Raw genomic sequence first — 25,749 nt, forward strand, 5'->3', positions numbered from 1 at the left:
GAGATCTGAATATGCAACTGCCTATTGAGGCGCTCATATATGTCGTGATCTTCGCCGCGGTATTCGCCTTGGTGGAAGGTATCTACCTTGTCGCGTTCGGAAAATCCATCAGCCTGAACAGCCGCGTTAACCGCCGGTTGGATATGCTCGACAAAGGTGTCGGTCGTGAACAGGTATTGGAACAGCTGCGCAAGGAAATGCGGCAGCATATGAAGACGCAGAGCATTCCGCTCTATTCGTTGCTGGCGGACAAAGCACAAAAGGCTGCCATTGCCTTCACTCCGCGACAATTGATCGTTGTCATGGCTTTGCTGTCTTGCTTTGCCTTTGTTGGCCTAAGCATCGGCACCGCGACAGATATGGTTCTACGAGTGGCCTTGTCGGTATTTATCGGTGTGGGGGGTGTCTATGCCTGGGTAAACAACAAGGCAAAAAAACGCATGGCCCTGATGGAAGAGCAACTGCCGGATGCGGTTGAGTTGATGGTACGCTCGCTGCACGTGGGCAACCCGTTTGTATCCTCTGTCCAGATCGTCGCGAACGAAGTGCAGGATCCACTGGGCACGGAATTTGGCATCATCGCGGACGAATGCGCTTACGGCCGCGACGTGGGCGAGGCGCTCAAAGAGATGGCGGAGCGTCTGGATATGCAAGACCTTCGATTCTTGGCTGTTGCCGTCGGTATCCAGCAGCAGTCAGGTGGCAACCTGGCCGAAATCCTGGCTGGTCTGGCAAAGGTGATCCGTGCCCGTTTCCGTCTGTTCCGGCGCGTAAAAGCGATCACTGCCGAGGCGCAATGGTCCGGCAAATTCCTTTCCGGTTTTCCTCTTTTTTGCCTGGTTTTCATTTTGGTAAACGACCCCACGTACTATGACGAAGTGGTAGATCACTCCTTGTTTATCCCGCTCTGTTTCTTTGTCGGTATCATGCTGACACTGAACCTGATCGTGATGCGCATTCTTACTAACATTAAGGTCTGAGGATATCTCAATGGAATTTCTGAGCCAAATCAACGACCTGACCAAACAGCACCTAGGTGAATTCGGGCCTCTGATCATAATCGGCGTTCTGGGGTTATTCATGATCCTGATTGCCGTATCTCTGATACTAAGCCAGCCAGAAGACCCGCTTAAAAAGCTGCAGAAATCAAATTCGGCGCCTAAGCCAAACAAAAAGTCCAAGAAAGACAAGCTCCGCACTGCCAGCCGCAACGAGCAACTTGAAAAGTTTGCCACCTTCCTTGAGCCGAAGAACGAAGACGAACTTTCGGCTATGCAACTCAAGCTGCGGCAGGCCGGATATCACTCCAAAGATGCGGTACGGTTCTTTCACTTTGCACAGTTTGCGCTGGGCATTGTCGGTATTTTTGTAGGCGTAATGCTGATTACAGTACTGTCCGGCGGGCAGGAATTCACCGGCAACCAAATAGCGATCCGCGTTCTGATCCCAGCCGCTGCAGGGTATTTTCTGCCGCGATATTGGATCACCCGGCGCGTCGAAGAACGGAAGGAATCGATTACCGCCGGATTTCCCGATACGCTAGATCTTATGCTTGTCTGTGTCGAAGCAGGACAGTCTCTGGATCAGGCCATTGTTCGGGTTGCTAACGAGATGAAATCCTCCTACCCCGACATCGCTCAGGAATTCCAGATTGTTGCTTACGAGTTGAAGGCCGGTAAGGACAAGGACTCGGTGCTGCGTGACTTCGGAACTCGCTGTGGCGTTCAGGATGTCAACGCCTTCGTGACCGTGATGATCCAATCGGCTACTTTCGGTACATCGATCGCAGACGCACTGCGCGTTTATGCCGGCGAGATGCGTGACAAACGCGTGATGCGGGCCGAAGAAGCCGCGAACAAGTTGCCAACCAAGATGACACTTGCCACAATGACGCTGACGGTGCCGCCTTTGCTGGTAATTCTGGTTGGGCCTTCGGCAAAAGGGATTGCAGATTTTGCAGGTGGTGGCTGATACCTCCATGACATCCAACTTCGTGCGTATCCTATCCACGATACGCCACGCTATGCAGGCCGCCTTGGTGATCGCCATGGTGGCCTCTTGTACGGATACGGGCCTGTCAGATGATCTGGATGCCCCCGGGATAGACCCAAAAGGCCAAAATGCGGACGAAATAGCAGTCGGCAACCGTTTGATGGCCGCCGGTGAATACGAACTGGCGCTGAATTCCTTTTCTCGTGCTGCACTGGACCAAGGAATGACAGCAGAGATTTTGACGTCGATGGGCACAGCCAATCTGGGCCTTGGTCGTCTGGGACAGGCCGAACCGCTGTTGCGTCGTGCTGTAAAAAATGCCCCCGAATGGTCGGTTGCATGGAACAACCTTGGCGTGTTGCTGATCGAGACTGGCGAATACCCAGAGGCTACTCAAGTCTTTAAACGCGCCTACGCGTTGAACAATGGCGAAAGTGACGCAATCCGGGACAATCTGCGCTTAGCACTCGCAAAAATGGAAAATCCTGTTAATACTACGGCGGAAGAACAAGAATACACGCTGGAGCGGCAAGGCGACGGGCAATATACGCTGCGCAAGCTCCCATAAAACAGGCAAGGGCAGTAAAGGACGCAAAAATGCGCCAACAATTCTTGATTGCGCCGATGATGATGTGCGGGTTGATATTGTCTGCCTGCGAAAAAGAAACCGAGGAAGAAAAAGTCGAGCGTACCTACCAAGAGGTCAACGTCATCGAAGAGACGAACCTGAGCGAGGTACTTCTGACTGCTGCTGACCCGAATGAGGCGGTCACTTACTTCCAAGGTGCTGCAGCTAAGAACCCGGACAGGATCGACCTGCAACGAGGTCTGGCAATCTCTCTTTCCCGCGCGAAGCGCTCGACCGAGGCCGTCGCCGCTTGGAAAAAAGTAACGACCATGAAGGGATCTGGTAATGTCGACAAAGTCGAGTATGCCGACGCCCTTGTTCGTGCCGGCAACTGGGGACAAGCCAAAACCGTTCTGGATTCTGTGCCGCCCACTTACGAGACCTTTAAACGCTATCGCCTAGAGGCGGTTGTGGCCGACTCCAAAAAAGACTGGAAACGTGCGGATCACTTTTACGAAACCGCGATCGGTCTAACCACACGGCCAGGCGGGGTGATGAACAATTGGGGTTATTCCAAGCTCTCACGTGGCCAGTACGAGGAAGCCGAGCGTTTGTTCACCGAGGCGATCCGGCAGGACAAGTCCCTGTTCACCGCCAAGAACAATCTGGTTCTGGCCCGCGCCGCTCAGGGCAACTACAATATGCCGGTTGTTCCAATGACTCAGGTCGAGCGCGCCGTGCTGTTGAACACAATGGGGATTTCTGCGGTCAAGCAAGGTGATGTGGCAACCGCCAAGAACCTTTTCCGTGAAGCCATCGCCACCCATCCTCAGCACTATGATGAGGCTGTCCGTTCGCTCCGCGCGCTCGAGGATGCCTGATTGATGAACATTCCCGCGCATGTAGCGTTGTGGTTTTTGCCCTTCGTTCTGCCGATTTGCCTGTATGTGGTATTGGTGGATCTGCGTCATATGTTGATCAAGAACCACGCTGTGATAACACTGTTTGCAGTGTTCGTTGTCGGCGGCCTTTTCGCACTGCCACCGTGGTCAACGGAATGGACAACCGCCACGGTGGGGTCGTGGACGATCTCGCTGCCACCCTACCTCTGGCATTTGCTGCATGCCGTGCCAGTTCTGATTATTGGGATATTGTTCAACGCAATCGGCGCATTGGGGGGCGGAGACGCCAAGTTTCTGGCCGCAGCCTCGCCCTTTGTCTGGCCCGGTGACTATCTTTTGGTCCTACTCATTCTGACAACGATGAACGTAGCCGCCTTGGTCGCTCACAGATTGGCCCGCGCAACGGCACTGCGTAACTTCGCGCCCGATTGGGAAAGCTGGGAAAAGACCAGACACATACCGATGGGGCTCTCTCTGAGCGGCAGCCTCGTTGTCTACCTGATCCTCGGAATTGTTTACGGCTCGTGAACTATCACCAAGCCGCCTTTTCCCTGCCTTGGTGCTGACACAAAGCCGGGACAGATTTTCCCAAGTGGCCCTTTTCGGGGCCTTTGGCGTGAAAACTGGATAGACGGGCGACGCTCATGAATATGCAGACCACCTCGGTAATGGCTCCCCCTGCCCCCAAGGGTCTGGGCGAAATGCAACTGCCCATCGTCATGATGCGAGACATCTTGTTGAAGACGATCTTCCGCAAGAACGTTAACACCGTTTCCGAGATCGCCGAAGCGATTTGTCTACCGGGTTCCGTCACACAGGAACTGATCGACATGGCTCGAGAGCAGAAGCTGGTCGAGGCCACCGGTACCCTGAACGCCAATAGCGGAAACGAGATGGGCTATCAGTTAACCGATGCCGGCAAGGCCCGCGCGCTGGACGCGCTGAGCCAGTCGGAATACTTCGGTGCCATGCCCGTGCCGCTGGATGTCTACCGCGAGCAGGTCAAGCGTCAGTCGATCCGCAACATTCAGGTAACCCGCGATCAACTGGTTGGCGCCATGGGCCATCTGGTTCTGCCCGACACCCTGCTGGACCAGCTTGGCCCGGCGGTCAGCGCTGGACGTTCGGTTCTGATGTACGGCCCTCCGGGCAATGGTAAATCCTCGATCTCGAACGGGATCAGGGATGCACTGGGTGACAATGTCTACGTGCCCTATGCCATTGAATACGCCGGTCAGGTGATCACTGTTTACGACCCGATCGTGCACACCGCGATCGAGCAGGAACCCGATGACCCAAACAGCCTCCGCCGCCGCAAACGGTTCGACTCGCGTTATGTCCAGTGCGAACGCCCAACTGTTGTGACCGGTGGTGAATTGTCACTGAGCATGTTGGACTTGGTCTACAACCCAACGGCCCGGACCTATCAGGCGCCATTGCAGCTAAAATCAACCGGCGGCATCTTCATCGTGGACGACCTTGGCCGTCAGCAGGAACCGCCGCAGGCGCTGATCAACCGCTGGATTGTTCCACTGGAAGAGAACAAGGACATCCTCGGCCTGCAGTCGGGTGAAAAGTTCGAAGTGCCTTTCGACACGTTGGTCATCTTCTCGACCAACTTCCACCCGAACGAGATCTTCGACCAAGCGGCCCTGCGCCGGATCTTCTTCAAGATCAAGATTGACGGCCCGAACCAGGAGAACTTCCTGAAGATCTTCGCTATGGTCGCCCGCAAACGCGGTATGCCGCTGGATGAGGCTGCACTGGTGCACCTGTTGAAGGTCAAATACCCAACCATCAACAATGTCTACGCGAACTATCAGCCAATCTTCCTGATCGACCAGATGATCTCGATTTGTGAATTCGAGGGCATCCCTTACCAGATGAGCCCTGACCTGATCGACCGCGCGTGGTCCAACATGTTCGTCAAAGACGAGAAAATCGTCAAATAACGCCGTGCCAATTCGGTGATGAGCCGGGTAGTCTGCCCGCATGACGCAGATTCCCGCCCGGATCACCGATTGGTTCACCGCCAAAGGCTGGTCCATCCACCCCCATCAGCAGGATATGTTCAACCGGGCATCGGACCCGGCCACTTTGCTGATTGCGCCGACCGGTGGCGGAAAGACCATGGCGGGGTTCCTGCCCACCCTGGCCGAGTTGGCCGAGCGAGAACATGTTGGGTTGCACACGATATATGTTTCGCCCCTCAAGGCATTGGCCGCCGATATCCGTCGCAATCTGCGCGGACCTGCAGATGAGATCGGCTTGCCCATCCGGATTGAAGACCGTACCGGAGACACCTCGGCCACGCAGAAGAAACGCCAGCGTGTGGACCCACCGCATATCCTGCTGACCACACCAGAAAGCCTGGCTCTTTTAACGTCATACGAAGACGCGCCACGGATGTTTGCAGGCGTGCAACGGGTGATCGTAGACGAAATCCACGCCTTGGCCGAAAGCAAACGCGGCGATCAACTGATGCTGGCTTTGGCGCGGCTGCAATCGCTGTGCCCCGACCTGCGCCGGGTCGGTCTGTCGGCCACGGTCGAAGACTCCGATGCGATCGCGCGGTTTCTGGCCCGGCACCCCGACCCCTGCCAGATCATTCAGGCCGATCCCGGTCCGGACCCTGACATCCGAATGCTGGAAACGCAGGAAATGCCCCCGTGGTCAGGCGGAGGTGCGGCCTATGCGATCCCTGCGGTGCTGGATCAAATCAAGCAACACAAGACGACACTGATCTTTCACAACACCCGCGCACAGGCCGAGATTTTTTTTCACAACCTCTGGCTCGCCAATGAAGACAGCCTGCCCATCGGCATCCACCACGGCAGTCTGGACCGACAACAACGCGAGCGGGTTGAGGCCGCGATGGTCCGCGGAGACCTACGCGCCATCGTTTGCACCGGCAGTTTGGATTTAGGTATCGACTGGGGCGATGTGGATCTGGTGATCCAGATCGGTGCCCCCAAGAACGTAAAACGTCTGGTGCAGCGGATTGGGCGGGCGAACCACCGCTATAACGCGCCCTCCAAGGCCCTTCTGGTGCCTGCAAACCGGTTCGAGGTGGTGGAATGTGTCGCTGCGCTTGAGGCCGCGAAAGCACATGATCTGGACGGAGAACCTCGCGGCACGGGTCCCCGCGACGTCCTGTGCCAGCATATCCTGATCGCAGCAGCAGCCGGGCCCTTCGACGCGGATACGCTGTTCGCCGAAATGACTGCTGCCGGGCCTTATGCGGAACTGAATCGCGCAGAGTTCGACGCCTGTCTGGAGTTCTGTGCCACCGGAGGCTACGCCCTGCGCGCCTACGACCGCTGGCAGCGACTACAACAACTTGCAGATGGCCTATGGCAGTTGCGAGACCCACGCGCGGCGCAGCGCATCCGCATGAACCTCGGCACCATTCAGGACACAGACACGCTCAAGGTGCGCCTGAAACGCAATCGTGGCGGTAAGCCACTGGGTGAGGTTGAAGAAGCCTTTGCTGCCTCGCTCACTCAAGGTGACACATTTCTAATCGGCGGTCAGATCGTGCGTTATGAGGGCCTGCGCGAAATGGTTGTCGAGGTCAGCCGCCGTGCGGATCGCAAGCCCAAGGTGGCAGTCTTCTCCGGCACAAAATTCGCCACCTCAACGCAGCTGAGCGACCGCATCCTGCAGATGTTCGCGCAGCCCGACTGGCCGCAACTGCCTAAGCACACGGCCGACTGGCTTGCCCTACAGCGCGATATGTCTCGCCTGCCCCAACGCGACCGTCTGCTGATCGAGAGCTTTCCCAATGACGGGCGCGAGAACCTGTGTGTCTACGGTTTCGCCGGACGCAACGCACAACAGACGCTGGGCTTGTTGCTGACCAAACGCATGGAGGAAACAGGCCTTGCCCCGCTGGGTTTCGTGGCCACCGACTATGCCACACTGATCTGGGGGCTGGATGCCGTCACGGACCCCCGCCCCCTATTCCAATTGGACGCTCTACGCGAGGGGCTAGAAACTTGGTTGGCCGGGAACGCGGTGATGAAGCGCACCTTTCGCGCTTCGGCCACGATTGCCGGTCTGATCGAACGCAACACCGGCGGGCAGCGCAAAAGCGGACGTCAGGCAACGTTCTCATCGGATATCCTGTATGACACCTTGCTGAAATATGATCCCGACCACCTGTTGATGCAGATCACCCGCGAAGAGGCCATGCGCGGACTGGTGGATTTCGGGCGGATCGAGGCGATGGTTGAACGTATCGGCGACCGGATTGATTTGCTGCGACTGGATCGCGTCTCGCCCCTCGCGGCACCGCTGTTCCTTGAGGTCGGCAAGGTTCCGGTCAAGGGCGCGGCCGAGGAACGCCTGTTGGCCGAGGAAAGCGCCCGTCTGTTGCAGGCCGCAGGGCTGGATCCCGGCTGATACCGCTTGCGCCCCGGACCGAAACGCGCAAAGAACGGACCATGAACAGCATTGCGTTTTCTTTTGCCGGGCAGGGACTCTGCGCGCTGAGGTCCGGGGCATTGTGGTGGCCCGAGCAAAACCTGCTCTGTGTCTCGGACCTGCATCTGGGAAAATCCGAGCGTATCGCCCGACGCGGCGGCCCCACCCTGCCGCCTTATGACAGTCAGGAAACGCTGACCCGTCTAACTGCCGACGTCACGCAAACCAATCCGGGCACTGTGATCTGCCTGGGCGACAGCTTTGACGATCTGGATGCGTCCATGGCGATGGGTCCGGATGAGAAACGGGATATCACCGCCTTGCAGGCCGGTCGCCGCTGGATCTGGATCGAAGGCAACCACGATCCCGGCCCGATTGATCTGGGCGGAGCGCATCTGTCTGAATGCAGTGTTGGTCCGCTGACCTTTCGACATATCGCGCAGGCAGAGGCTCGGGCCGAGGTGTCCGGCCATTACCACCCCAAAGCCCGGCTGCGCACACGCGGGCGCGCGATCACCCGCCCGGCTTTTCTGGTCGATCAGACACGGCTGATTCTGCCCGCCTACGGCACCTATACAGGCGGGTTGTGCAGTTCGGATCAGGTGTTGAACTCATTGATGGATGATAAGGCTTTGGCCATCCTGACCGGTCCCAAGCCGCAGATCATTCCCATGCCAAGGTGAACTGGCTCAGAGGATCCCATCCTGTTCCAGCATCGGTTTGTATTTTCGGCTGACGGGAACCAGATCGCCGTTCTTCAACCGCACAAAGGTCTTCCCAGACTGCCGTTCGGTCCCCGCGATGGCCGCATCCACTACCCAGTGCGAGCGATGCGTACAATGACCCGGGACCGGCTCCATCTCGGCAATCGCATCGGTAAAGCGTGACCGGATGGTGAATATCCCCTCGGACGTCACGACTTCCACGGCATGATCCCGGACAGTCAGGCGGTAAATCTGGCCCTTAAACGTATCCGGCAACCGTTTCGCAAGCCTCGGCGCCACAGATGCGACCTCTTCCTCCGACGGCTCAGTCTGGCTATGCTCCCGCACTAAAACCAGCCCGGTCGCAAACAGCGCCCCATACGGAGCAACTGACAAGAAACCCGGTGCTTGCTGCCCAGTGACGGTGATTAACAAGTATGACAGCAACCACAGAGACGGAACGAAGAGCCCCAGTATGACCAGAACCAGCGCAGTATCACGCCAGGAAAAATGGGCGTCTGCAAAGTAGGTATGCGTCACCTTTCTGGCAATCCGTGCGACACACAGGGCTAGCGACAGTACCCCGATCCAGAACACAAGGCGTTGGGCAAAACTCAGGTCGATGGCTGGAAACGGCTGAAAAGCAGACGCAAGCAAAGGAGGGAAAGCTAAAGCCGCAATCACTCTGCGCAATGTGATCTCGGCGTGAATTGGGCTTAGTGTTACTCTCATACCTACTTAAAAATACCTGCGGGGCCAGCTAATCCCCGACGGCTTACACCTTCACTATATAACCGGTTGGATTTACGTGTTTATCACTGAACCTGTTACATTCAAAGCCCGAGATTTAAAACTTAATGCGAGCTTAATGAAACAAGTGGGCCGAGGAGTTTTCCACCCCTCGGCCCTTAAAACGGTAAAGGTACGCTAAAGATCAGGCGGTCAGGCCTTCGGGCTCTGGCAGGCCGTTTGCGCGGCAGCAGGCGGTCAGCGTGTTGGCGAGCAGGCAGGCGATGGTCATCGGCCCAACACCACCCGGAACCGGGGTGATTGCGCCCGCGCGCTCGGCAGCGCTGGCATAGTCGACGTCGCCGACCAGCTTGTTCTTACCGTCACGCTCGATACGGTTGATGCCCACGTCAATCACGGTAGCGCCTTCCTTGATCCAGTCGCCCGGCACCATCTCGGGGCGGCCAACAGCGGCAACAACGATGTCGGCGCGACGGACGACGTCCGGCAGGTCCTTGGTGCGCGAATGCGCGATGGTCACGGTGCAGCTGTCGCCTAACAGCAGTTGCGCCATCGGTTTGCCCACGATGTTTGAACGGCCAATGACAACGGCGTCCATGCCCGACAGCGAGCCGTGATAGTCGCGCAGCATCATCAGGCAGCCCAGCGGGGTGCAAGGCACCATCGACTTCTGACCGGTGCCCAGCAGGCCCACGTTTGAGATATGGAAGCCATCGACGTCCTTAGCGGGATCGATCGAGTTGATCACTAGATCTTCGTTCAGGTGCTTGGGAAGCGGCAGCTGCACCAGAATGCCGTGGACAGCGGGATCGTTGTTCAGCTTATCGATCAGCGCCAGCAGGTCCTCTTCCGAGGTCTCGGCGTCCAGTTTGTGCTCGTACGAGTTCATACCGACCTCGACGGTCATCTTGCCCTTGGAGCGGACATAGACCTGGCTCGCCGGATCCTCGCCCACCAGAACCACCGCCAGACCGGGGGTGATGCCGTTTTCTTCTTTCAGCCTTGCAACCTGATCGGCAACCTGCCCCCGCACTTTGGCGGCAAAGGCCTTCCCATCGATAACCTGCGCTACCATCCTTTGATCCCTTCTATCAAAAACGGAACGGGCGCATGGGGCGCCCGGTCATTCAGTCAGGGCCGAGCACGCGTTCTTCGCGGGCAATCGACCAGTCAATCAGAATGCGCCAAAGCCGCTCGGCAAGATCGGGGTCCATCCCTAGCTCACCTGAACTTGCGCGCACGCGCTGCACCACTTCTTCGACGCGCTCCGGAATGCGGGCCGGCAGGCCCTCGCCGGGTTTCAACAGCGAAGCGCGGTCAATGTAACCAGCGCGCGTCACCAACATCTCGATCAGTTGGCGATCCAGCTTGTCGATCTGAGCCCGCAATTCCTGCATCGATTGGCAGTCTTGCGGCGGTGTCAGAGTGGGCATTGCGATCTCCTCATGGCCCGGGGATATCCCCGGACCACGAGATGTCCTATTCGGCGGCTTAGAACAAGCCCTCGATCTGGCCTTCTTCGTTGAGACGGATTGTCTCAGCGGCCGGTTTGCGGGGCAGACCGGGCATGGTCATGATCTCACCGCAGACAACCACGATAAAGCCAGCACCCGCGGACAGGCGAACCTCACGCACCGGAACCGAGTGGCCGGTGGGCGCACCGCGCAGGGTCGGATCGGTCGAGAACGAGTACTGGGTCTTCGCCATGCAGACCGGCAGGTTGCCATAGCCTGCTTCTTCCCACTCGCGCAGTTGGTTGCGGATCTTGTTGTCTGCCAGAACCTCGTCAGCACGGTAGATGCGCTTGGCGATGGTTTCGATCTTCTCGAACAGCGGCATTTCGTCGGGGTAGATCGGTGCGAAGTTCGCGGTGCCACCTTCGACAATTTCGACAACTTTCTCAGCCAGCGGCGCCGAGCCGTCCGAACCCAGCTCCCAGTGACGCGACAGAACCGCTTCTACACCGTGTTCGGCGCAGTAGCTCTTGACCGCTTCAACTTCGTCATCAGTGTCGGTGACAAAGTGGTTGATGGCGACAACCACCGGAACACCAAAGGACTTCACGTTCTCGATGTGGCGGCCCAGGTTGGCGCAACCGTTGACCACGGCGTCGACGTTCTCGGCACCCAGATCGGCCTTGGCAACGCCGCCGTTCATTTTCATCGCGCGCACGGTGGCAACCAGAACAACGGCCGACGGTGCGATGCCTGCTTTGCGGCACTTGATGTTCATGAACTTCTCGGCACCCAGATCGGCACCGAAACCAGCTTCGGTCACAACGTAATCAGCGACTTTCAGAGCGGTCTTGGTCGCGATGACCGAGTTACAACCGTGCGCGATGTTCGCGAAGGGGCCGCCGTGGACGAAGGCCGGGTTGTTTTCCAGCGTCTGAACCAGGTTCGGCTGCATGGCGTCTTTCAGCAGAACGGTCATTGCGCCTTCGGCTTTGATGTCGCGGCAGTAAACCGCAGTCTTGTCGCGGCGGTAGGCCACGATGATGTCGCCCAGGCGCTTTTCCAGGTCTTTCAGGTCGGTCGCCAGACACAGGATCGCCATGACTTCGGACGCCACCGTAATGTCAAAGCCGGTTTCACGCGGGAAGCCGTTCGACACACCACCCAGCGACGCAGTGATCTGACGCAGAGCGCGGTCGTTCATGTCGACCACACGGCGCCATGCGACACGGCGTACGTCGATTTCAGCTTCGTTGCCCCAGTAGATGTGGTTGTCGATCATGGCCGACAGCAGCGAGTGGGCCGAGGTGATCGCGTGGAAGTCACCTGTGAAGTGCAGGTTCATCTCTTCCATCGGAACAACCTGCGCATAACCGCCACCTGCAGCGCCGCCCTTCATGCCGAAGTTCGGGCCAAGCGAGGCTTCGCGGATGCAGATCATCGCGTTTTTACCGATGCGGTTCAGACCGTCACCCAAACCAACGGTGGTGGTGGTCTTACCTTCACCCGCCGGGGTCGGGTTGATCGCAGTGACCAGGATCAGCTTGCCGTCTTCACGGTCCTGAACCGAGTTGATGAAGTCCTGGCTGACTTTGGCCTTGTCGTGGCCATAGGGCAGCAGATCGGCGGAATCGATGCCGATCTTGGCACCGATTTCCTGAATCGGCTTCTTGTTCGCTTCGCGGGCGATTTCGATGTCGGATTTATAGCTCATTGGGCAGGGTCCCTGATTGAATGCCGTGCAAAACCGGCGCGGAGCGTCGGCGCTGCGCAATCCATACCGTCGTGCACCAAACAGATGGCCGTGGATTCCGACATAATTGTGCCGCGAAACGGCGTAGTGACATTTCAGCGGTTTCAGATCGGAAACGAGTGCCCCTTATGGTGCCCACGCCCTTTGGTCCGGCACAAACAAGGTCATCCGGTCGCCCAGCCTCAATTCACCCGGCCGCTCGACCCATGCGGTGACCCCGCGCCGCCCCTTTGCAGCCGGTTTGAATGCAACTCCATGTCCGGGCAGATCCGCCTCAATCTCGCGCCCGGGGATCACGCAGGGACGATTTTCCATATCAACCGTGATGGTGACGCCGCCCGCGACCTGCAGCCGCGAAGAGGGTGGGATGTGGGTAAAGTCCGGGATACCGCGCAACACGATGCTGGCACCCAGAAAGGACGGGTCCAGTTGATCCAGCGCCATTTCTTGCGCGGTTACCTCGATCTCTTCCGCCGACAGCACCGACAGTTGCCGCACATTGCGGATTTCCGTGCCTTGCGGGTAAAGGTTCTTCATCCTCACGCATGAGGCCCGGTTCACCCCTTCATGCCGGGCTCCGCGATCCCCGGCAAAGCCAAGGTCCAGCGCCTTGACCGCACTGGCGCGGATCGAGCCGCCTGCAGGCACATGGCCCAGCCAGACCACTTCGCCCTGATATTCAGTCTCGCGCATCACCGGCATTATTGCCCCTTTCCCTGGCGTTCCTTCGCCTGGCAATAGAGGGCAGTCGATCCGGATTGGAAAGAAAAAAGACCCGGGACTTTGCCCGGGTCTGATGTCGTTACGCCGAAGGTTCCGGCTCCATCCCGCCATCGGGCGGAGACTTCTTGACCTTTGTCTTCGGGATCGCCGTCACGCTGGGCGCGCTGCCTTCATCCGGCTTGTCGCCCTCGTCATCACCTTCGCTGGGCGATTCCCCATTCATGACGCGCTTGATCTCGTCCCCGGTCAGGGTCTCGTATTCCAGCAGACCTTGAGCCAGACGCTCCCATTCCTCGTTCTTGTCCGTCAGAATCTGGTGGGCACGTTCGTAACCTTGCTGGATCAGGCGCTTCACCTCTTCTTCAATCAGCTCTTTGGTATGAGCCGAAACCGAGAAGCCGGCGGTGTTGCCCTGATAGCCTTCATGGGCTTCAGCATAGTCGATGTTACCGACCTTGTCCGACATACCCCAGCGCATCACCATGGCGCGTGCCAACTGGCTGGCCTGCATAATGTCGCCCGCCGGGCCGTTCGAGACGTGGTCTTCACCGTATTTGATCACCTCAGCCGCTTTACCAGCCATGGTCATGGCCAGCTTCTGCTCACACTCATCGCGGTGATAGTTCAGGCGATCCATTTCCGGCAGCGACACAACCATACCCAGCGCACCACCGCGCGGAATGATCGTTGCCTTGTAGACCGGATCGCACAGCGGCAGTTCCAGACCAACCACGGCGTGGCCGGCCTCGTGATAGGCGGTCTTTTCCTTCTGGTCCTGGGTCAGCACCATCGAGCGGCGCTCGGCCCCCATCATCACCTTGTCCTTGGCGTTCTCGAAATCTTCCATGGTGACAAAGCGACGGCCCACACGCGCCGCCATCAGCGCGGCCTCGTTCACGAGGTTTGCCAGATCAGCACCCGAGAAACCCGGTGTACCACGCGCAATGATACGCAGATCAACATCAGGACCCAGAGGTGTCTTGCGTGCGTGCACGCCCAGAATCTTCTCACGGCCTTTGATATCGGGGTTGCCGACGGTCACGTTACGGTCAAAGCGACCCGGACGCAGTAGCGCAGGGTCCAAAACATCTTTACGGTTGGTCGCGGCCAGAATGATCACGCCTTCGTTGGCTTCGAACCCGTCCATCTCGACCAGCAGCTGGTTAAGCGTTTGTTCACGTTCGTCGTTTCCGCCGCCGTAACCTGCGCCGCGGTGGCGACCCACAGCATCGATCTCGTCGATAAAGACGATACAAGGCGCGTTCTTCTTGGCCTGTTCGAACATATCGCGCACACGCGATGCACCGACACCGACGAACATCTCAACGAAATCCGAACCCGAAATGGTGAAGAACGGTACACCCGCCTCGCCTGCGATGGCACGGGCCAGCAGCGTTTTACCGGTACCCGGAGGGCCGACCAGCAGAGCGCCCTTCGGGATCTTACCGCCGAGGCGCGAGAATTTCTGCGGGTTGCGCAGAAATTCGACGATCTCTTCCAGCTCTTCCTTGGCCTCGTCGATGCCTGCAACGTCATCAAAGGTCACGCGGCCATGCTTTTCGGTCAGCATCTTGGCTTTGGATTTGCCAAAGCCCATCGCGCCACCTTTGCCGCCACCCTGCATCCGGTTCATGAAGTAAATCCACACACCGATCAGCAGCAGGAAGGGCAGCAGTGTGATCAGGAAGGACTGGAACCCGGATTGTTGCTGTTTCACCGCCTGAACAGGAATGTCTTCCTTGATCAGCAGTTGGGTGATCTCGGCATCATCAGGCTTGATGGTGACATAGGTTGCGCCGCTTTGCGTGGTATAGCGAATCTGCTCACCATCCAGCGTCACATTCTTGACTTCGCCGCTTTCGACTGCGGTAACGAAATCGGAATAGGTTTTTTCATTGCTCTGAAGTGTTCCGCCCTGACCGCTGAAAAAATTGAACAGTGCAAGGATCAGCAGAAACAGAACGACCCAGAAGGCGATGTTACGAGCGTTGCCCAAGGAAAATCTCCCAAAAGATTTCGGCAGATGGGGACCTGCCGGGTTGCTCTATAAAATAGAGATGATTCAAGCATGTTCAATGCGATAAAAGCGAAGAGTAAAACTCTGGCTTTTGCGGGGCGAATTCAGCGGTCCAACCGTTTGAATAGTCTGCCAGAGGTGCAGCCAGCAGGTTTTCCCCACTCCAAACCGCGGGCGAAGACAACAACGCCTGACGCGGTTTGCCCAAGGCGCGCCAATCGGGCACCTGCGGCAAACCGGCCTCTCCCAACGCACGGACCTCAGCGCCTGCGGTCTGCGGGCCGGACAAAACAAAGCGTTTGTCCCACACCTCTAACGGCGCGGCGGTTTCCGTCGCCACTGCGTTTAGCTCCCTGCAAAACCACGTTTTATCCTGATGCGAGATCAGCAAGCAGCCCGCTAGGGTCAGCGTCCGCCCCTCACCAACGGCAGTCACGGCCTGATCAACGGTTGCCCCGCGCGGCGGATAGCCCTGCCCCGCAATCCAGGCGATGGCTCCGACAACCAACCGCCTTTGGATTTCCACTGGAAGCAGTCCAAAACCGTTACGGTCGATACAGACATCCCCGCCGTCCACTTTCGCAATCTTGCGCGCGGTTTCCTGCGTATAAAGCGCCAGTGCCTCACGCGCTTGTGCAAGATTTTCAGCGACCCGGGCCAAAGATTGAGCAGAAATCCCAAGCGGACCAAGTTCCGTCAACGCCTCGCGCGCCTTGATCCGGTCAAATTTCTGGTCGTGATTCGACGGGTCTTCGATCCAGCTCTCGCCAAGCTGTGACAGGTAGTCCCGCAGGCTTTTGCGCGTAATCCCCAACATCGGGCGCAAAAGCGTGATGCCGTTTTGATCCCGCGCGTACGGCATACCCGAAAGGCCATTAACCCCGGATGCCCGGCCCAGACGCATCAGGACCGTTTCGGCCTGATCATCTGCTGTATGGCCCAGAGCGACCGCCGGAATGTCACTGCGCCGCGCCCAATCGGTTAGTAAACGGTATCGCGCCTGCCGTGCCTGATCTTGCAGGTTTCCCGAACCATCCCAACCCTGCCACAGCAGCGTTTCGTGGGGGATGCCCAGACGCGCGGCCAGTTCAGCCACCTGATCGGCCTCGGCGGCAGCTTCCGGGCGCAAACCGTGATTCACCGTCGCGGCAAACAATTTGGTTTGTTCATCCTGAGTAATTTCGTGCAGCAGGTGCAGCAAAGCGACCGAATCTCCACCGCCTGAGACGGCGACTCCCAAACGCGGCGGCAACCGGTCAGGCAGCCGCGCGCGGAGTTCGGATCGAAGAGTATCGCTCTGATCGGTCAAGAACAGCCCAGCGACGCCATTTCCTGCGTGGCGGCGGGTACAGTTTCCGACGCCGGAAAGCGCACACCAACCTCGGACAGGGTAATGCAGGCCTGATCGGTCTGACCCAAACGTCCCAGCGCAGCACCCAGCTCAAACAACGCTTGGGGTGCCAATGCCCCCTCGGAGTCACCTGTAAAGCTGGCAAGGAACGCCCGCGCGGCTTCGCGCGTGTCACCCAGACCTTCCAACGCCTGCCCGCGTTTCAGGTTGGCTTCGGGTGCAAGGGGGCTGCCGGGGTATGAGGTTTCGAACTGCGCGAACTGATCAGCAGCAGCCTGAAAGTTCCCCTCGGCCAAGGCCTGCGCGGCTGCGTCGAAATCTGCCTGTTCACCTACGGCCAGCTCTCCCTGCTCGGCGATAGCTGGAGCGATTGGGGCAGCAGGTGCAGCTGCGGTGATCTCGGTTTCACCACCAAGGGTCGAAGTTTCACCCAATGTGCTCAGATCACCGCCTTCCAGTTCGACCAGACGGAATTCCAGGTCACCTATCCTGTTGGTGCCATCGGTCACGATGTTCTGCACCCGCTGGTTCAGCTGTTCGGTCTGGCTTGTCAGTCGCTGCAGTTCGGCCTCGATGGCGTCCACACGCTCCAAAACGGAACTACCGGACAGGTTCGGGGCCGGTGAACCGGTGGTCGAAAACTCACGCTTCAGGCGCTGAATCTCCACATGCAAAACCGTCAATTCCTGACGGATATCCGCCAGGGTCTGCTGATCCTGTGCTTGTGCCATACCGGCGGTCGCAACAACCGCGGCCAGAACCCATCCTGCAACTTTCATCGTCTTACCCCAAGGTTGAACCGGTCAGCACCGTCACCGCGCGGCGGTTCTTGGAATAGCAATCCTCGGTGCTGCAAATCTCGATCGGGCGTTCTTTACCATAGCTGACCGTTGTCAGACGGTTGCCTGCCACCCCGCGCGAAATCAGAAACTCACGCGCCGCATTTGCACGCTTGGCACCAAGCCCGAGGTTATATTCCCGCGTGCCCTGCTCATCCGCATGACCTTCGATGGTAGCCACATAGTCCGGATTCGCCATCAGCCAATCTGCTTGCCCCTGCAGGACTTGCTGCGCCTGTGGCGTCAGAGTCGACTGATCCACCGCGAACAACACCCGGTCGCCGATGGTTTGCTGGAAATAGGCTGGTGAGCGCGGATCGCTGGGCGAACCCGGTGCAATCGCACCATTCGCGCCACCGCCAGCGCCACCGCCCAGTGCGGATGGATCGTTGTTTGTACAAGCGGCCATCACGCTCAGCGTGCCCAAGGCCAGGAGTTTGCCCAATACGTTCATTTCAAGTGCCTCGTTGTTTTATCGGTTTATTGCCGTCTCTGTAGCATAGTGCAGGTTTTTTGTGAACTTTTCCAAGCCCCTGCCCCGATCAATTCTGCAATGGCCCCCATGACGGATCGCTGCCACCATCCGGGGTGCGCACCGGGCGCAGGTTCCGGCCCGAGATATCCACCGAATACAGCGTCGCACGGCCGCTGGCCCCCTGCGTTTCGCGGGTGAACATGATGACCCGGCCGTTGGGCGACCACGTGGGCCCTTCGTCAAGGAACGACGAGGTCAGAAGACGCTCTTCACTGCCATCGGTGCGCATAACGCCGATATGGAACCGGCCCTTGTTCTGCTTGGTGAACGCAATCAGGTCCCCGCGCGGCGACCAGACCGGCGTGCCATAGCGGCCTTGTCCGAAACTGATCCGGGTCGCCTCGCCACCATTTGCGGGCATGATATACAGCTGCGGCGTACCGGACCGGTCGCTTTCGAACACGATCTGAGAGCCGTCCGGCGAATAGCTGGGCGCGGTTTCAATCGCTGGCGTGTTGGTCAGGCGAACGCTCTGGCCCGAGGCGATATCCATCTTCCACAGATCGGTATTGCCGCCCTGAATCAGCGAATAAACGATCGAGCGTCCGTCAGGTGAGAAACGCGGAGAAAAGCTCATCGTGCCGTCTTGCGTTGCCAACTCAGTCCGGCGGACGCGGTCCACGTCCAGAACATAAATGCGCGGCTGGCCGGTTTCATAGCTTGTATAAAGCAGCCGGTCGCCCGTCGGCGAAAAGCGCGGGGCGAGAACAATGGCGGCACTATCGGTCAGGTACTGCACGTTTGCGCCGTCGTAATCCATGATCGCCAAACGTTTCTGACGCTGATCCTTGGGTCCGCTTTCCGACACAAATGCCACACGGCTATCGAAATAGGCACCCTCACCGGTGATCCGGCTGTAGACCTGATCAGCCACCTTGTGCGCCATGCGCCGCCAGCCGTCGGTGGTGCCTGCAAATTGCAGACCATTGCCCAGTTCCTGACCCGAGAACACATCCCACACCCGGAACCGTACCGTCAGGCGGTTGCCCGAGACGCTCACGGCGCCTGTCACCAGTGCCTCGGCATTGATGGCTTTCCAGTCGGCAAACTGAACCGGGGCCTCGAAACTGCTGACCCGGCTGATGAAAGCCTCGGGCGAGATTTCTCGGAACAGCCCAGTACCGGTCAGATCGGCCGCAACGACCCGAGAGATGTCATTGGCGTATTGCGTCGCCGCTGGCCCATCGGGCACAAAGTTCGGCACGGCAAAGGGCAAGGGTTCGATGATCCCCTGATCCAGTTCCAGACGCAGCGGTCCGCTCTGGGCGTATACCGGTGCCGCCAAAATCGTCAGGCCAAGCAACAGGCTGGTCAGAAATCTCATCATTTTATCCGCATCCTCTCGGGATTGAATGTAATCTCAATATCCCGCCATTGATCATATTTGTCAGCGGGCAGGGTGTATCCTTTGGCGCCGCAGCGCAAAATTGCTCGTCTGGCAGCCTCATAGGCTTGTTTCGCCGCTCCGGCAGACTCGCCAGAGCTATCGATCATGCGCAGGCTACCGCCGACGATCTTGCCGTCCTGAGTCAGCGAAAACCCTACAACCACAACGGTTTGAAGTGCATCCGTGGACAAGGACCCCACATTCCAGCACTTCGAAACAGCCAGACGCATGGCGTCTTTCTCACCGCTGGTCAGCGGCGGGCCTGAGGGTTCACCGCCCTGCCCCAACGCTTCGGCTAAGGCATCGTCAATTGCGGTGTCGCTCTGCGCAGGCTCGGGCGGCGTCTGCTCCTGTTCCTCAGCCACTTCGGGTTGCGCCGGAGGTGCAGGCCGGTTCGGCCGCACCCGAGGCCGCGGAGAGGTGCGCGGAGCGTTCTCTTTTGTTTCTTCAGCCTCGGTCACGATCTCATCGGTCGCCTCTTCCGGGGCGGTCTGATCCTGCTGTTCCTCTTGGGTTTCGGCCCCTTCGTCCAGCGACACGGCGGGCGTCTCAACCTCATCCGGCTGCGCCTCGGGCGGTGGCGGGGCGATGGGTTCCGGTGCGACCTTGTCGGCAGGGCGCGGCTGCGCCTCGGGCCCCGGCGGCACCGGCAGCACTTCGGTCACAGGCTCGGGCTGCTCAAGCGTCGGGGGTTCTTCGACCACTTCTGGTTCAGGCGGTACTTCCACTGGATCGGGTACCGGATCGGGTTCCGGTTCAGGGGGCGTCACGACTTCGGGCGGGGTCAGTTCCTCTTCCACCGTCTCAGGTGGGACCACCTCGTCCTCGGGCGTTTCGGGTTGCTGCAAAGCAGTAGGGGTTGGCACGTCGGGCGCGTCACGTTGTGCTGTCATCGCCGCGAATTGTTCACCCGTGATCACCGACACCTCCTGCACCGCCATAGGCAAAGGTTCGGACCGGAACGTACCGCCGAAAAAGGCCCATCCAATCAAAGCGACGTGGGCAAATGCCGAGATCTTGGTGCCGGTATCCACCGCGCGGCCTCACTCTCCACCTTCGTCCAGCGCTGGCCCGCCGGTGTCCGTCACCAGGCCCACATTGGAAAACCCGCCCGCGTTTAGCGCACCCATGATCTGCATCACCTGTGCATACGGGATCGCCCCGTCGGCCCGTAGGAACACGCGGTCACTGCTGCGTTCGGACGCGATGGCGCGCAGCTTGCCAATAAGTTCTTCACGCACAACATCCGTGGTCTGAATCTGCACCCGGCCATCTGCGGTCAGCGTCACGGTCAAGGGTTCTTCGTTGTCGCCGGGCAAGGCACTGGCCGCTGTTTTCGGCAGATCAACCGGCACTCCGACGGTCAGCAGTGGGGCCGCCACCATGAAGATGATCAGCAACACCAGCATGACGTCGACAAACGGCGTCACGTTGATCTCGGCCATCGGCTGAGCGCGACCGCGACGTCGCCCGCGTCTACGCCCGTTCCCGCCGCTGTTTTGCTGAACCGCCGCGCCCATGTCAGCTATCCAATTGCCGCGACAGAATAGTGGCGAATTCGTCAGCGAAGGCCTCATAGCCGCCGACGATCCGGTCACTGTCCGCGCTGAGCTTGTTGTAGAAAATCACCGCCGGAATCGCGGCCAGCAGGCCGAGCCCGGTGGCCAGCAGCGCCTCGGCAATACCCGGCGCGACGACGGCCAAATTGGTGTTCTGCTGCTCGGCGATCTCGATGAAGGCGTTCATGATACCCCAAACGGTACCGAACAGACCGATAAACGGCGCAGTTGAGCCAACAGTTGCCAAAATGGACAGACCCTTTTGCAACCCCTCAGCTTCTTTCGCGATGGCCACGTCCATCGAGCGGTCGATCCGCGCCGTGGCCCCTGCAATCAGCCCGCCATCGGTGCGATGAGACCGCCGCCATTCAATCATGCCTGACGCAAATATTTTCTCGGAACTACCGTCTGGCTGAGTACCGATCTGTTCGAACAACTCATCAAGAGGATTTCCCGACCAGAAGCTTTCGTCAAACACCTGCGCCTCACGACGGGCAGCGCGGTAGTTAATGAGCTTTTGAATGATAATCGCCCAGGACCAGATCGATGCGCCAACCAGCATAAGCATCACCAGTTTGACGATAAAGGTTGCGCGGGCATAAAGCCCCCACAGGGAGAAGTCGATCTCCTGCGCCAGCGCCAGCGTTTCAGCTTCCATGAACCTGCTCTTTTTTGCCTGATAGCCGTTGGTTTGGCTTTGTTTTGCCAAACGCTAACCCAGATGGTCCTGAAAAGCCAACAGAACCACCCCAACGCCGCAATTTGTTACAATAATGCGCGAATCTCTGCCGGAAGCCGCACCGGTTTGCCCTGCGCATTCATGCAAACAGCGGTGACTGTGGCGCGAAAAACCTCGGTCTCGCCCCGCTTTATCAACTGCCCCATGGTCAGCCGCACGCCCGAACGGGACAGAAAGCGGGTTTCGATGGTCAGTTCGTCCTCGAACTTGGCGGTTGCCAGATAATCCGCCTCGATCCGCCGAATGACCCAGACAACCCCATCATCGCGCATGGCATTCTGGTCATTACCCAAACGGCGTACGTAATCCGACCGGGCCCGTTCGATATATTTCAGATAATTCGCGTGATAGACCACGCCGCCCATGTCGGTATCTTCATAATAAACCCGAACCCGGTAGATATGCGTGTGCTCAGCTGAGGTGCTTTCGGCCATGGTCACGAATCCGATCATTCAATCATCTTTAATCGTCTGGCTCGGGACGAGCCGCACCCTCAACAGATGCACGCGCGTCAACGGTCCTGCAATCCCTGCGGGACTACAATTTTCACGCCACACGGTACTCGGTATCGAAATCCCAAAGATTGCCGACTAACCTGCCCAAATTGGGATGCGAACGTAACAGGTGATTGAATGGCCGGAAATCAGAGAAAAAAGGGCAAACTTTCGCTTCCCATCCTGCAGGGCGTCCTGCCAATCAATCGCGCTATGCTTCCAACCGAAGTTCTGGCCGGGTTGACCTTCGCCTGCCTCGCGATCCCCGAGGTCATGGGCTACACTAAAATCGCCGGCACCCCAGTGGTAACGGGGCTTTACACGATACTGATCCCGATGGCCTTGTTCGCCTTGTTCGGATCATCGAGGCACCTTGTGGTGGGGGCGGACTCGGCTACAGCGGCAATCACGGCATCGGCGCTAGCAGGCATGGCAGTCTCCGGGTCGTCCGAGTATCTGGCACTGGCTTCACTGTTGGCGCTGATGGCGGCGGCTCTGTTGATTGCCGCGCGGCTTGTCGGTCTTGGGTTTCTAGCGGATTTCCTGTCGCGCACGGTGTTGGTCGGCTTTTTGACGGGCGTGGGCATTCAAGTGGCCACCGGAGAAATACCGGGAATGCTGGGCATCGACGGCGCAGGCCACGGCACCATCGCCAAGCTTAGGGACGTCGCCCAGCATTTCGGTCAAACACACTGGCCAACCGTTGCCGTATCCATAGCAGTGCTGGCGGTTGTCATCGGGAGCAAACGCCTGTCACCCAAACTTCCCGGCCCCCTGTTCGCAATATTGGGTGTCATTCTGTGCAGTTGGGCCTTTCAGTTCAGCGGATCCGGAATTGGCGTTCTTGGCACGGTTCCCAGCGGCCTGCCTGCCCTGTCGATCCCGGATGTGGATTGGAGTTGGTCTCTGTTCAAACAACTGCTCCCCACCGCGTTGTCCATCTTTGTTGTGATCCTTGCCCAAAGTGCTGCTACCTCGCGCGCTTACGCTGCGCGATATGAAGACAAGTTCAGCGAGAATACAGATCTTGTCGGGCTGGGGCTGGCCAATCTGGGCGCGGCCTTCACCGGAACTTTCGTGGTCAACGGCAGCCCCACCAAGACCGAGATGGTGGCCAGCGCCGGGGGGCGCAGCCAGATCGCACAACTTACCACGGTTGCGATTGTCCTTGTGGTGATTCTGTTTCTGACCGGCCCTCTCGCGTTTTTGCCGAACGCCGCGCTGTCGGCCGTGGTGTTCCTGATTGGCGTCAAGCTGATCGACCTCAAAGGGCTCGCCGCCATATACCGGCAGGCCCGATCCGAATTCTGGATCGCAATCGCCACCGCCGCCGTGGTCGTTCTGGTTGGCGTCGAACAAGGGATTCTCTTTGCAATGGTCTTGTCGCTGATCGACCACACGCGTCGGGGCTATCGCCCTAAAAACGCGGTGATCGTCAAAAGCACTGATGGTGGCTGGCACACTCAACCCATTAAAACGCCGAACCAGTTCGAACCCGGACTGGTAATCTATCGGTTCTCTCACAGCCTGTATTACGCCAACACGCAACGCCTGTCGGATGAGGTCGCAATGATCGTGGACCAATCCGACCCACCGCTGCGCTGGTTTTGTATCGAAGCCTCTGCCATTGATGATATCGACTTTACTGCAGGTTACACGCTGCGCAGCATCCACGACCTGCTAAAGCCCAGAAACATCAAACTGGTCTTTTTGCTCGTCGAACCCAATGTCCGGAAGGAACTCGATCGCTACGGAATCACCGATATGGTCGGGGTAGACGCTTACTTCGAAACAGGGAACGCCTTGGTCGAGGCGTTTCATCAGGCGAACAAACCACCTGCCTAAGGCCTACTGAACCTGTTTCATCCGCGCAAACAGCCGCAACGCATGAGATGCGTCCTGTGCCGCTCCCGGCAGGACCGGATCATAGGAGGCCCGGATAAGTTCGGCGATATCAGGGCGCAGGACGGTTGTGCCTCCGGCCACGGCCAGAGGGGACTGAGACCGAAACGCAGTATCCGACCACAGCAAAACCGTCTGCACCACCTGGCTCAGCGCCAGTGTCTCAGCAGGAACCTTGGACATCTCTTTGTCCATCCGCAGAAAGACAAAGGCCGCACGAATCGTGCCATCTTCCTCGAACCGGAAGACCCGGTACTGGTTGGCATCCGCAGCAACCAACCGCTCCACCAAAGGCGCAAGATCAGGGATCAACCGGTCCAAATCGGGAACCTCCAGCAGCTCCTGCCATTCGCGGAAGAAAAAGACCATGCTATTGGCGCCAAGTTCGAGATCGGTCTCGGCCATCTTGTGCCCGGCCAGCGCCACCACCGCCTCGAACGCGCCCTTGACGGTGGCCAGAGTTTCATCCTCAACGCCAAAGACGATGGGCACGATAGGTCGCCCCCAGCGGGCAAACAGAAATTCACCACTTTCGCGGGTGAACAAAGCCTGGATGTCTTCGGGGGTCACGCCCAATCCTTCATCTTTTCGAAAAAACTCTCGCCAAAGGCATAAAATCTCTGACGCCCGGCTTCAACCAAACAGATCGCTTTGCCCCCTAGGGGCAGCCATTCCGAGATGCGTCCATGCCTTTTGCGCCAGCATCCGACCGCGCGGCGTGCGCTGAATCAAACCCTGTTGCAACAGATAGGGCTCAATCACCTCTTCCAGCGAATCCCGGCTTTCCGACAGGGCCGCGGACAAGGTCTCAATCCCCACCGGACCACCTGCATAGTTCTCGGCGATCAGCTTCAGATATCGCCGGTCCGCACCATCCAGACCCAGATTGTCGACGCCCAACCGAGTCAACGCCCCGTCTGCCAGTTCACGAGTGATCCGACCATCGCCTTCGACGATGGCAAAATCCACCACACGCCGCAGCAGCCGCCCTGCAATCCGTGGGGTTCCACGAGACCGGCGGGCGATCTCACGTGCACCCTCATCGTCAGCGGGCGCTCCCAGCTTGCGGGCGTTGCGGGTGACGATCTCGTGCAACTCATCGACCGTGTAGAACTGCAGGCGCGTCGGAATACCGAACCGGTCGCGCAGAGGCGTGGTCAGCAGGCCCATTCGCGTGGTCGCACCAACCAGCGTAAAGGGCTGCAACTCGATCCGAACCGTGCGTGCGGCGGGGCCTTCGCCGATCACCAGATCCAGCTCGAAATCCTCCATCGCCGGATACAGAACCTCTTCGACCGCCGGATTCAGACGGTGAATTTCGTCGATGAACAGAACATCCCGCGATTCCAGATTGGTCAGGATCGCCGCCAGGTCCCCTGCCTTGGCCAGCACCGGCCCCGAGGTCATGCGAAAATTCACCCCCAACTCGCGCGCCATGATCTGAGCCAGCGTGGTCTTACCCAACCCCGGAGGGCCATGGAACAGCGTATGGTCCATCGCCTCGCCCCGCTGTCGGGCGGATTGGATAAATATACGCAGGTTGGCGCGTGCCTCGGCCTGACCTATGAATTCGTCCAACCCCTGCGGACGCAGGGCGCGGTCATTGTCCTCGGGCAGCGGGTCCGGGCGCAGGGCGGGATCGGCATCTACCATTC

25 protein-coding genes are annotated in these 25,749 nt (G+C 58.7%); 9 read left to right on the forward strand and 16 right to left on the reverse strand.

What is annotated here, in order from left to right; translation table 11 throughout:
- Positions 1-11 precede the first annotated feature (11 nt).
- The 8 genes from GOW98_RS13265 (at position 12) to pdeM (ending at position 8,570) form a co-directional block, all read left to right on the forward strand.
- On the forward strand, positions 12-980 hold the full coding sequence (locus GOW98_RS13265) for a type II secretion system F family protein (RefSeq protein WP_170332757.1): 969 nt from the start codon (positions 12-14) through the stop codon (positions 978-980).
- 10 nt (positions 981-990) lie between these two features.
- On the forward strand, positions 991-1,971 hold the full coding sequence (locus tag GOW98_RS13270) for a type II secretion system F family protein (RefSeq protein ID WP_170332759.1): 981 nt from the start codon (positions 991-993) through the stop codon (positions 1,969-1,971).
- A gap of 52 nt (positions 1,972-2,023) precedes the next feature.
- Positions 2,024-2,560, forward strand: coding sequence for a tetratricopeptide repeat protein (locus GOW98_RS13275; RefSeq protein ID WP_170333063.1), 537 nt, complete (start codon positions 2,024-2,026; stop codon positions 2,558-2,560).
- Positions 2,561-2,589: 29 nt separating this feature from the next.
- The gene (locus GOW98_RS13280) at positions 2,590-3,441 is read left to right on the forward strand and encodes a tetratricopeptide repeat protein (protein ID WP_170332760.1); all 852 of its coding nucleotides are present in this window, start codon (positions 2,590-2,592) and stop codon (positions 3,439-3,441) included.
- A 3-nt stretch (positions 3,442-3,444) separates the two neighbouring features.
- The gene (locus GOW98_RS13285) at positions 3,445-3,990 is read left to right on the forward strand and encodes a prepilin peptidase (protein WP_170332762.1); all 546 of its coding nucleotides are present in this window, start codon (positions 3,445-3,447) and stop codon (positions 3,988-3,990) included.
- Between the two features lie 116 nt (positions 3,991-4,106).
- Positions 4,107-5,414, forward strand: a complete 1,308-nt coding sequence (locus tag GOW98_RS13290; RefSeq protein WP_170332764.1) for an ATPase — start codon at positions 4,107-4,109, stop codon at positions 5,412-5,414.
- Between the two features lie 40 nt (positions 5,415-5,454).
- Positions 5,455-7,866 carry a ligase-associated DNA damage response DEXH box helicase gene (locus GOW98_RS13295; protein WP_170332766.1) on the forward strand — a complete coding sequence of 804 codons (2,412 nt, stop codon included), beginning with the start codon at positions 5,455-5,457 and terminating at the stop codon, positions 7,864-7,866.
- 41 nt (positions 7,867-7,907) lie between these two features.
- A complete protein-coding gene (pdeM, locus tag GOW98_RS13300; protein WP_170332768.1) occupies positions 7,908-8,570 on the forward strand; it encodes a ligase-associated DNA damage response endonuclease PdeM in 663 nt (220 codons plus the stop codon).
- 6 nt (positions 8,571-8,576) lie between these two features.
- Here pdeM and GOW98_RS13305 read toward each other — a convergent pair whose 3' ends face one another.
- The 14 genes from GOW98_RS13305 to ybgC form a co-directional block, all read right to left on the reverse strand.
- Entirely contained in the window at positions 8,577-9,248 is a 672-nt protein-coding gene (locus tag GOW98_RS13305) for a LytTR family DNA-binding domain-containing protein (protein WP_254437999.1), read from the reverse strand.
- 277 nt (positions 9,249-9,525) lie between these two features.
- Positions 9,526-10,416: a bifunctional methylenetetrahydrofolate dehydrogenase/methenyltetrahydrofolate cyclohydrolase FolD gene (gene folD, locus GOW98_RS13310; protein WP_170332772.1), complete on the reverse strand. Its 891-nt coding sequence runs from the start codon at positions 10,414-10,416 to the stop codon at positions 9,526-9,528.
- Positions 10,417-10,468: 52 nt separating this feature from the next.
- Positions 10,469-10,774: a chorismate mutase gene (locus tag GOW98_RS13315; protein ID WP_170332774.1), complete on the reverse strand. Its 306-nt coding sequence runs from the start codon at positions 10,772-10,774 to the stop codon at positions 10,469-10,471.
- Between the two features lie 58 nt (positions 10,775-10,832).
- Positions 10,833-12,509: a formate--tetrahydrofolate ligase gene (locus tag GOW98_RS13320; protein WP_170332776.1), complete on the reverse strand. Its 1,677-nt coding sequence runs from the start codon at positions 12,507-12,509 to the stop codon at positions 10,833-10,835.
- Positions 12,510-12,674: 165 nt separating this feature from the next.
- Positions 12,675-13,250, reverse strand: coding sequence for an MOSC domain-containing protein (locus GOW98_RS13325; protein ID WP_170332778.1), 576 nt, complete (start codon positions 13,248-13,250; stop codon positions 12,675-12,677).
- A gap of 100 nt (positions 13,251-13,350) precedes the next feature.
- Positions 13,351-15,267, reverse strand: a complete 1,917-nt coding sequence (gene ftsH, locus GOW98_RS13330; RefSeq protein ID WP_170332780.1) for an ATP-dependent zinc metalloprotease FtsH — start codon at positions 15,265-15,267, stop codon at positions 13,351-13,353.
- Between the two features lie 76 nt (positions 15,268-15,343).
- A complete protein-coding gene (gene tilS, locus GOW98_RS13335; protein ID WP_170332782.1) occupies positions 15,344-16,597 on the reverse strand; it encodes a tRNA lysidine(34) synthetase TilS in 1,254 nt (417 codons plus the stop codon).
- Positions 16,594-17,418: a tol-pal system protein YbgF gene (ybgF, locus tag GOW98_RS13340; protein WP_170332784.1), complete on the reverse strand. Its 825-nt coding sequence runs from the start codon at positions 17,416-17,418 to the stop codon at positions 16,594-16,596. Before ybgF ends, tilS begins: the two co-directional genes overlap by 4 nt.
- A gap of 4 nt (positions 17,419-17,422) precedes the next feature.
- Complete coding sequence (pal, locus tag GOW98_RS13345; protein WP_170332786.1) at positions 17,423-17,932, reverse strand: peptidoglycan-associated lipoprotein Pal; 510 nt, start codon at positions 17,930-17,932, stop codon at positions 17,423-17,425.
- Between the two features lie 88 nt (positions 17,933-18,020).
- A complete protein-coding gene (gene tolB / locus GOW98_RS13350) occupies positions 18,021-19,340 on the reverse strand; it encodes a Tol-Pal system beta propeller repeat protein TolB (protein WP_170332788.1) in 1,320 nt (439 codons plus the stop codon).
- Positions 19,337-20,434 (reverse strand): energy transducer TonB, encoded by a 1,098-nt coding sequence (locus tag GOW98_RS13355; protein ID WP_170332790.1) that lies wholly within the window; start codon positions 20,432-20,434, stop codon positions 19,337-19,339. The genes tolB and GOW98_RS13355 overlap by 4 nt, the downstream gene beginning before the upstream one ends.
- Before the next feature lie 9 nt (positions 20,435-20,443).
- Positions 20,444-20,920 carry a protein TolR gene (tolR, locus tag GOW98_RS13360; RefSeq protein ID WP_170332792.1) on the reverse strand — a complete coding sequence of 159 codons (477 nt, stop codon included), beginning with the start codon at positions 20,918-20,920 and terminating at the stop codon, positions 20,444-20,446.
- Between the two features lies 1 nt (position 20,921).
- The gene (gene tolQ / locus GOW98_RS13365; RefSeq protein ID WP_170332794.1) at positions 20,922-21,617 is read right to left on the reverse strand and encodes a protein TolQ; all 696 of its coding nucleotides are present in this window, start codon (positions 21,615-21,617) and stop codon (positions 20,922-20,924) included.
- 107 nt (positions 21,618-21,724) lie between these two features.
- Positions 21,725-22,150 carry a tol-pal system-associated acyl-CoA thioesterase gene (ybgC, locus tag GOW98_RS13370; protein WP_254438000.1) on the reverse strand — a complete coding sequence of 142 codons (426 nt, stop codon included), beginning with the start codon at positions 22,148-22,150 and terminating at the stop codon, positions 21,725-21,727.
- A gap of 180 nt (positions 22,151-22,330) precedes the next feature.
- Here ybgC and GOW98_RS13375 point away from each other — a divergent pair, with 180 nt between their 5' ends.
- On the forward strand, positions 22,331-24,037 hold the full coding sequence (locus tag GOW98_RS13375; RefSeq protein ID WP_170332796.1) for a SulP family inorganic anion transporter: 1,707 nt from the start codon (positions 22,331-22,333) through the stop codon (positions 24,035-24,037).
- Positions 24,038-24,040: 3 nt separating this feature from the next.
- Here the strand turns inward: GOW98_RS13375 and GOW98_RS13380 are convergent, their stop codons facing one another.
- Together GOW98_RS13380 and ruvB are read right to left on the reverse strand one after the other, a co-directional pair.
- Positions 24,041-24,664: a hypothetical protein gene (locus GOW98_RS13380; protein WP_170332798.1), complete on the reverse strand. Its 624-nt coding sequence runs from the start codon at positions 24,662-24,664 to the stop codon at positions 24,041-24,043.
- 63 nt (positions 24,665-24,727) lie between these two features.
- On the reverse strand, positions 24,728-25,747 hold the full coding sequence (gene ruvB / locus GOW98_RS13385; RefSeq protein WP_170332799.1) for a Holliday junction branch migration DNA helicase RuvB: 1,020 nt from the start codon (positions 25,745-25,747) through the stop codon (positions 24,728-24,730).
- Between the last annotated feature and the right edge of the window lie 2 nt (positions 25,748-25,749).

The sequence above is a fragment of the Ruegeria arenilitoris genome (genome assembly GCF_013032445.1).
In the GTDB taxonomy this organism is placed as follows: Bacteria; Pseudomonadota; Alphaproteobacteria; order Rhodobacterales; family Rhodobacteraceae; genus Ruegeria; species Ruegeria arenilitoris_F.

Bases quoted from the DNA above. Each gene is read 5' to 3' on its own strand.
- folD (WP_170332772.1), bottom strand. From the start codon at position 10,416: ATGGTAGCGCAGGTTATCGATGGGAAGGCCTTTGCCGCCAAAGTGCGG.
- GOW98_RS13265 (WP_170332757.1), top strand. From the start codon at position 12: ATGCAACTGCCTATTGAGGCGCTCATATATGTCGTGATCTTCGCCGCG.
- tolQ (WP_170332794.1), bottom strand. From the start codon at position 21,617: ATGGAAGCTGAAACGCTGGCGCTGGCGCAGGAGATCGACTTCTCCCTG.
- GOW98_RS13280 (WP_170332760.1), top strand. From the start codon at position 2,590: ATGCGCCAACAATTCTTGATTGCGCCGATGATGATGTGCGGGTTGATA.
- GOW98_RS13315 (WP_170332774.1), bottom strand. From the start codon at position 10,774: ATGCCCACTCTGACACCGCCGCAAGACTGCCAATCGATGCAGGAATTG.
- pal (WP_170332786.1), bottom strand. From the start codon at position 17,932: ATGAACGTATTGGGCAAACTCCTGGCCTTGGGCACGCTGAGCGTGATG.
- GOW98_RS13295 (WP_170332766.1), top strand. From the start codon at position 5,455: ATGACGCAGATTCCCGCCCGGATCACCGATTGGTTCACCGCCAAAGGC.
- ybgF (WP_170332784.1), bottom strand. From the start codon at position 17,418: ATGAAAGTTGCAGGATGGGTTCTGGCCGCGGTTGTTGCGACCGCCGGT.
- ybgC (WP_254438000.1), bottom strand. From the start codon at position 22,150: ATGATCGGATTCGTGACCATGGCCGAAAGCACCTCAGCTGAGCACACG.
- tolB (WP_170332788.1), bottom strand. From the start codon at position 19,340: ATGATGAGATTTCTGACCAGCCTGTTGCTTGGCCTGACGATTTTGGCG.
- tolR (WP_170332792.1), bottom strand. From the start codon at position 20,920: ATGGGCGCGGCGGTTCAGCAAAACAGCGGCGGGAACGGGCGTAGACGC.
- ruvB (WP_170332799.1), bottom strand. From the start codon at position 25,747: ATGGTAGATGCCGATCCCGCCCTGCGCCCGGACCCGCTGCCCGAGGAC.
- GOW98_RS13270 (WP_170332759.1), top strand. From the start codon at position 991: ATGGAATTTCTGAGCCAAATCAACGACCTGACCAAACAGCACCTAGGT.
- GOW98_RS13320 (WP_170332776.1), bottom strand. From the start codon at position 12,509: ATGAGCTATAAATCCGACATCGAAATCGCCCGCGAAGCGAACAAGAAG.
- GOW98_RS13325 (WP_170332778.1), bottom strand. From the start codon at position 13,250: ATGCCGGTGATGCGCGAGACTGAATATCAGGGCGAAGTGGTCTGGCTG.
- GOW98_RS13375 (WP_170332796.1), top strand. From the start codon at position 22,331: ATGGCCGGAAATCAGAGAAAAAAGGGCAAACTTTCGCTTCCCATCCTG.
- pdeM (WP_170332768.1), top strand. From the start codon at position 7,908: ATGAACAGCATTGCGTTTTCTTTTGCCGGGCAGGGACTCTGCGCGCTG.
- GOW98_RS13285 (WP_170332762.1), top strand. From the start codon at position 3,445: ATGAACATTCCCGCGCATGTAGCGTTGTGGTTTTTGCCCTTCGTTCTG.
- GOW98_RS13290 (WP_170332764.1), top strand. From the start codon at position 4,107: ATGAATATGCAGACCACCTCGGTAATGGCTCCCCCTGCCCCCAAGGGT.
- GOW98_RS13275 (WP_170333063.1), top strand. From the start codon at position 2,024: ATGCAGGCCGCCTTGGTGATCGCCATGGTGGCCTCTTGTACGGATACG.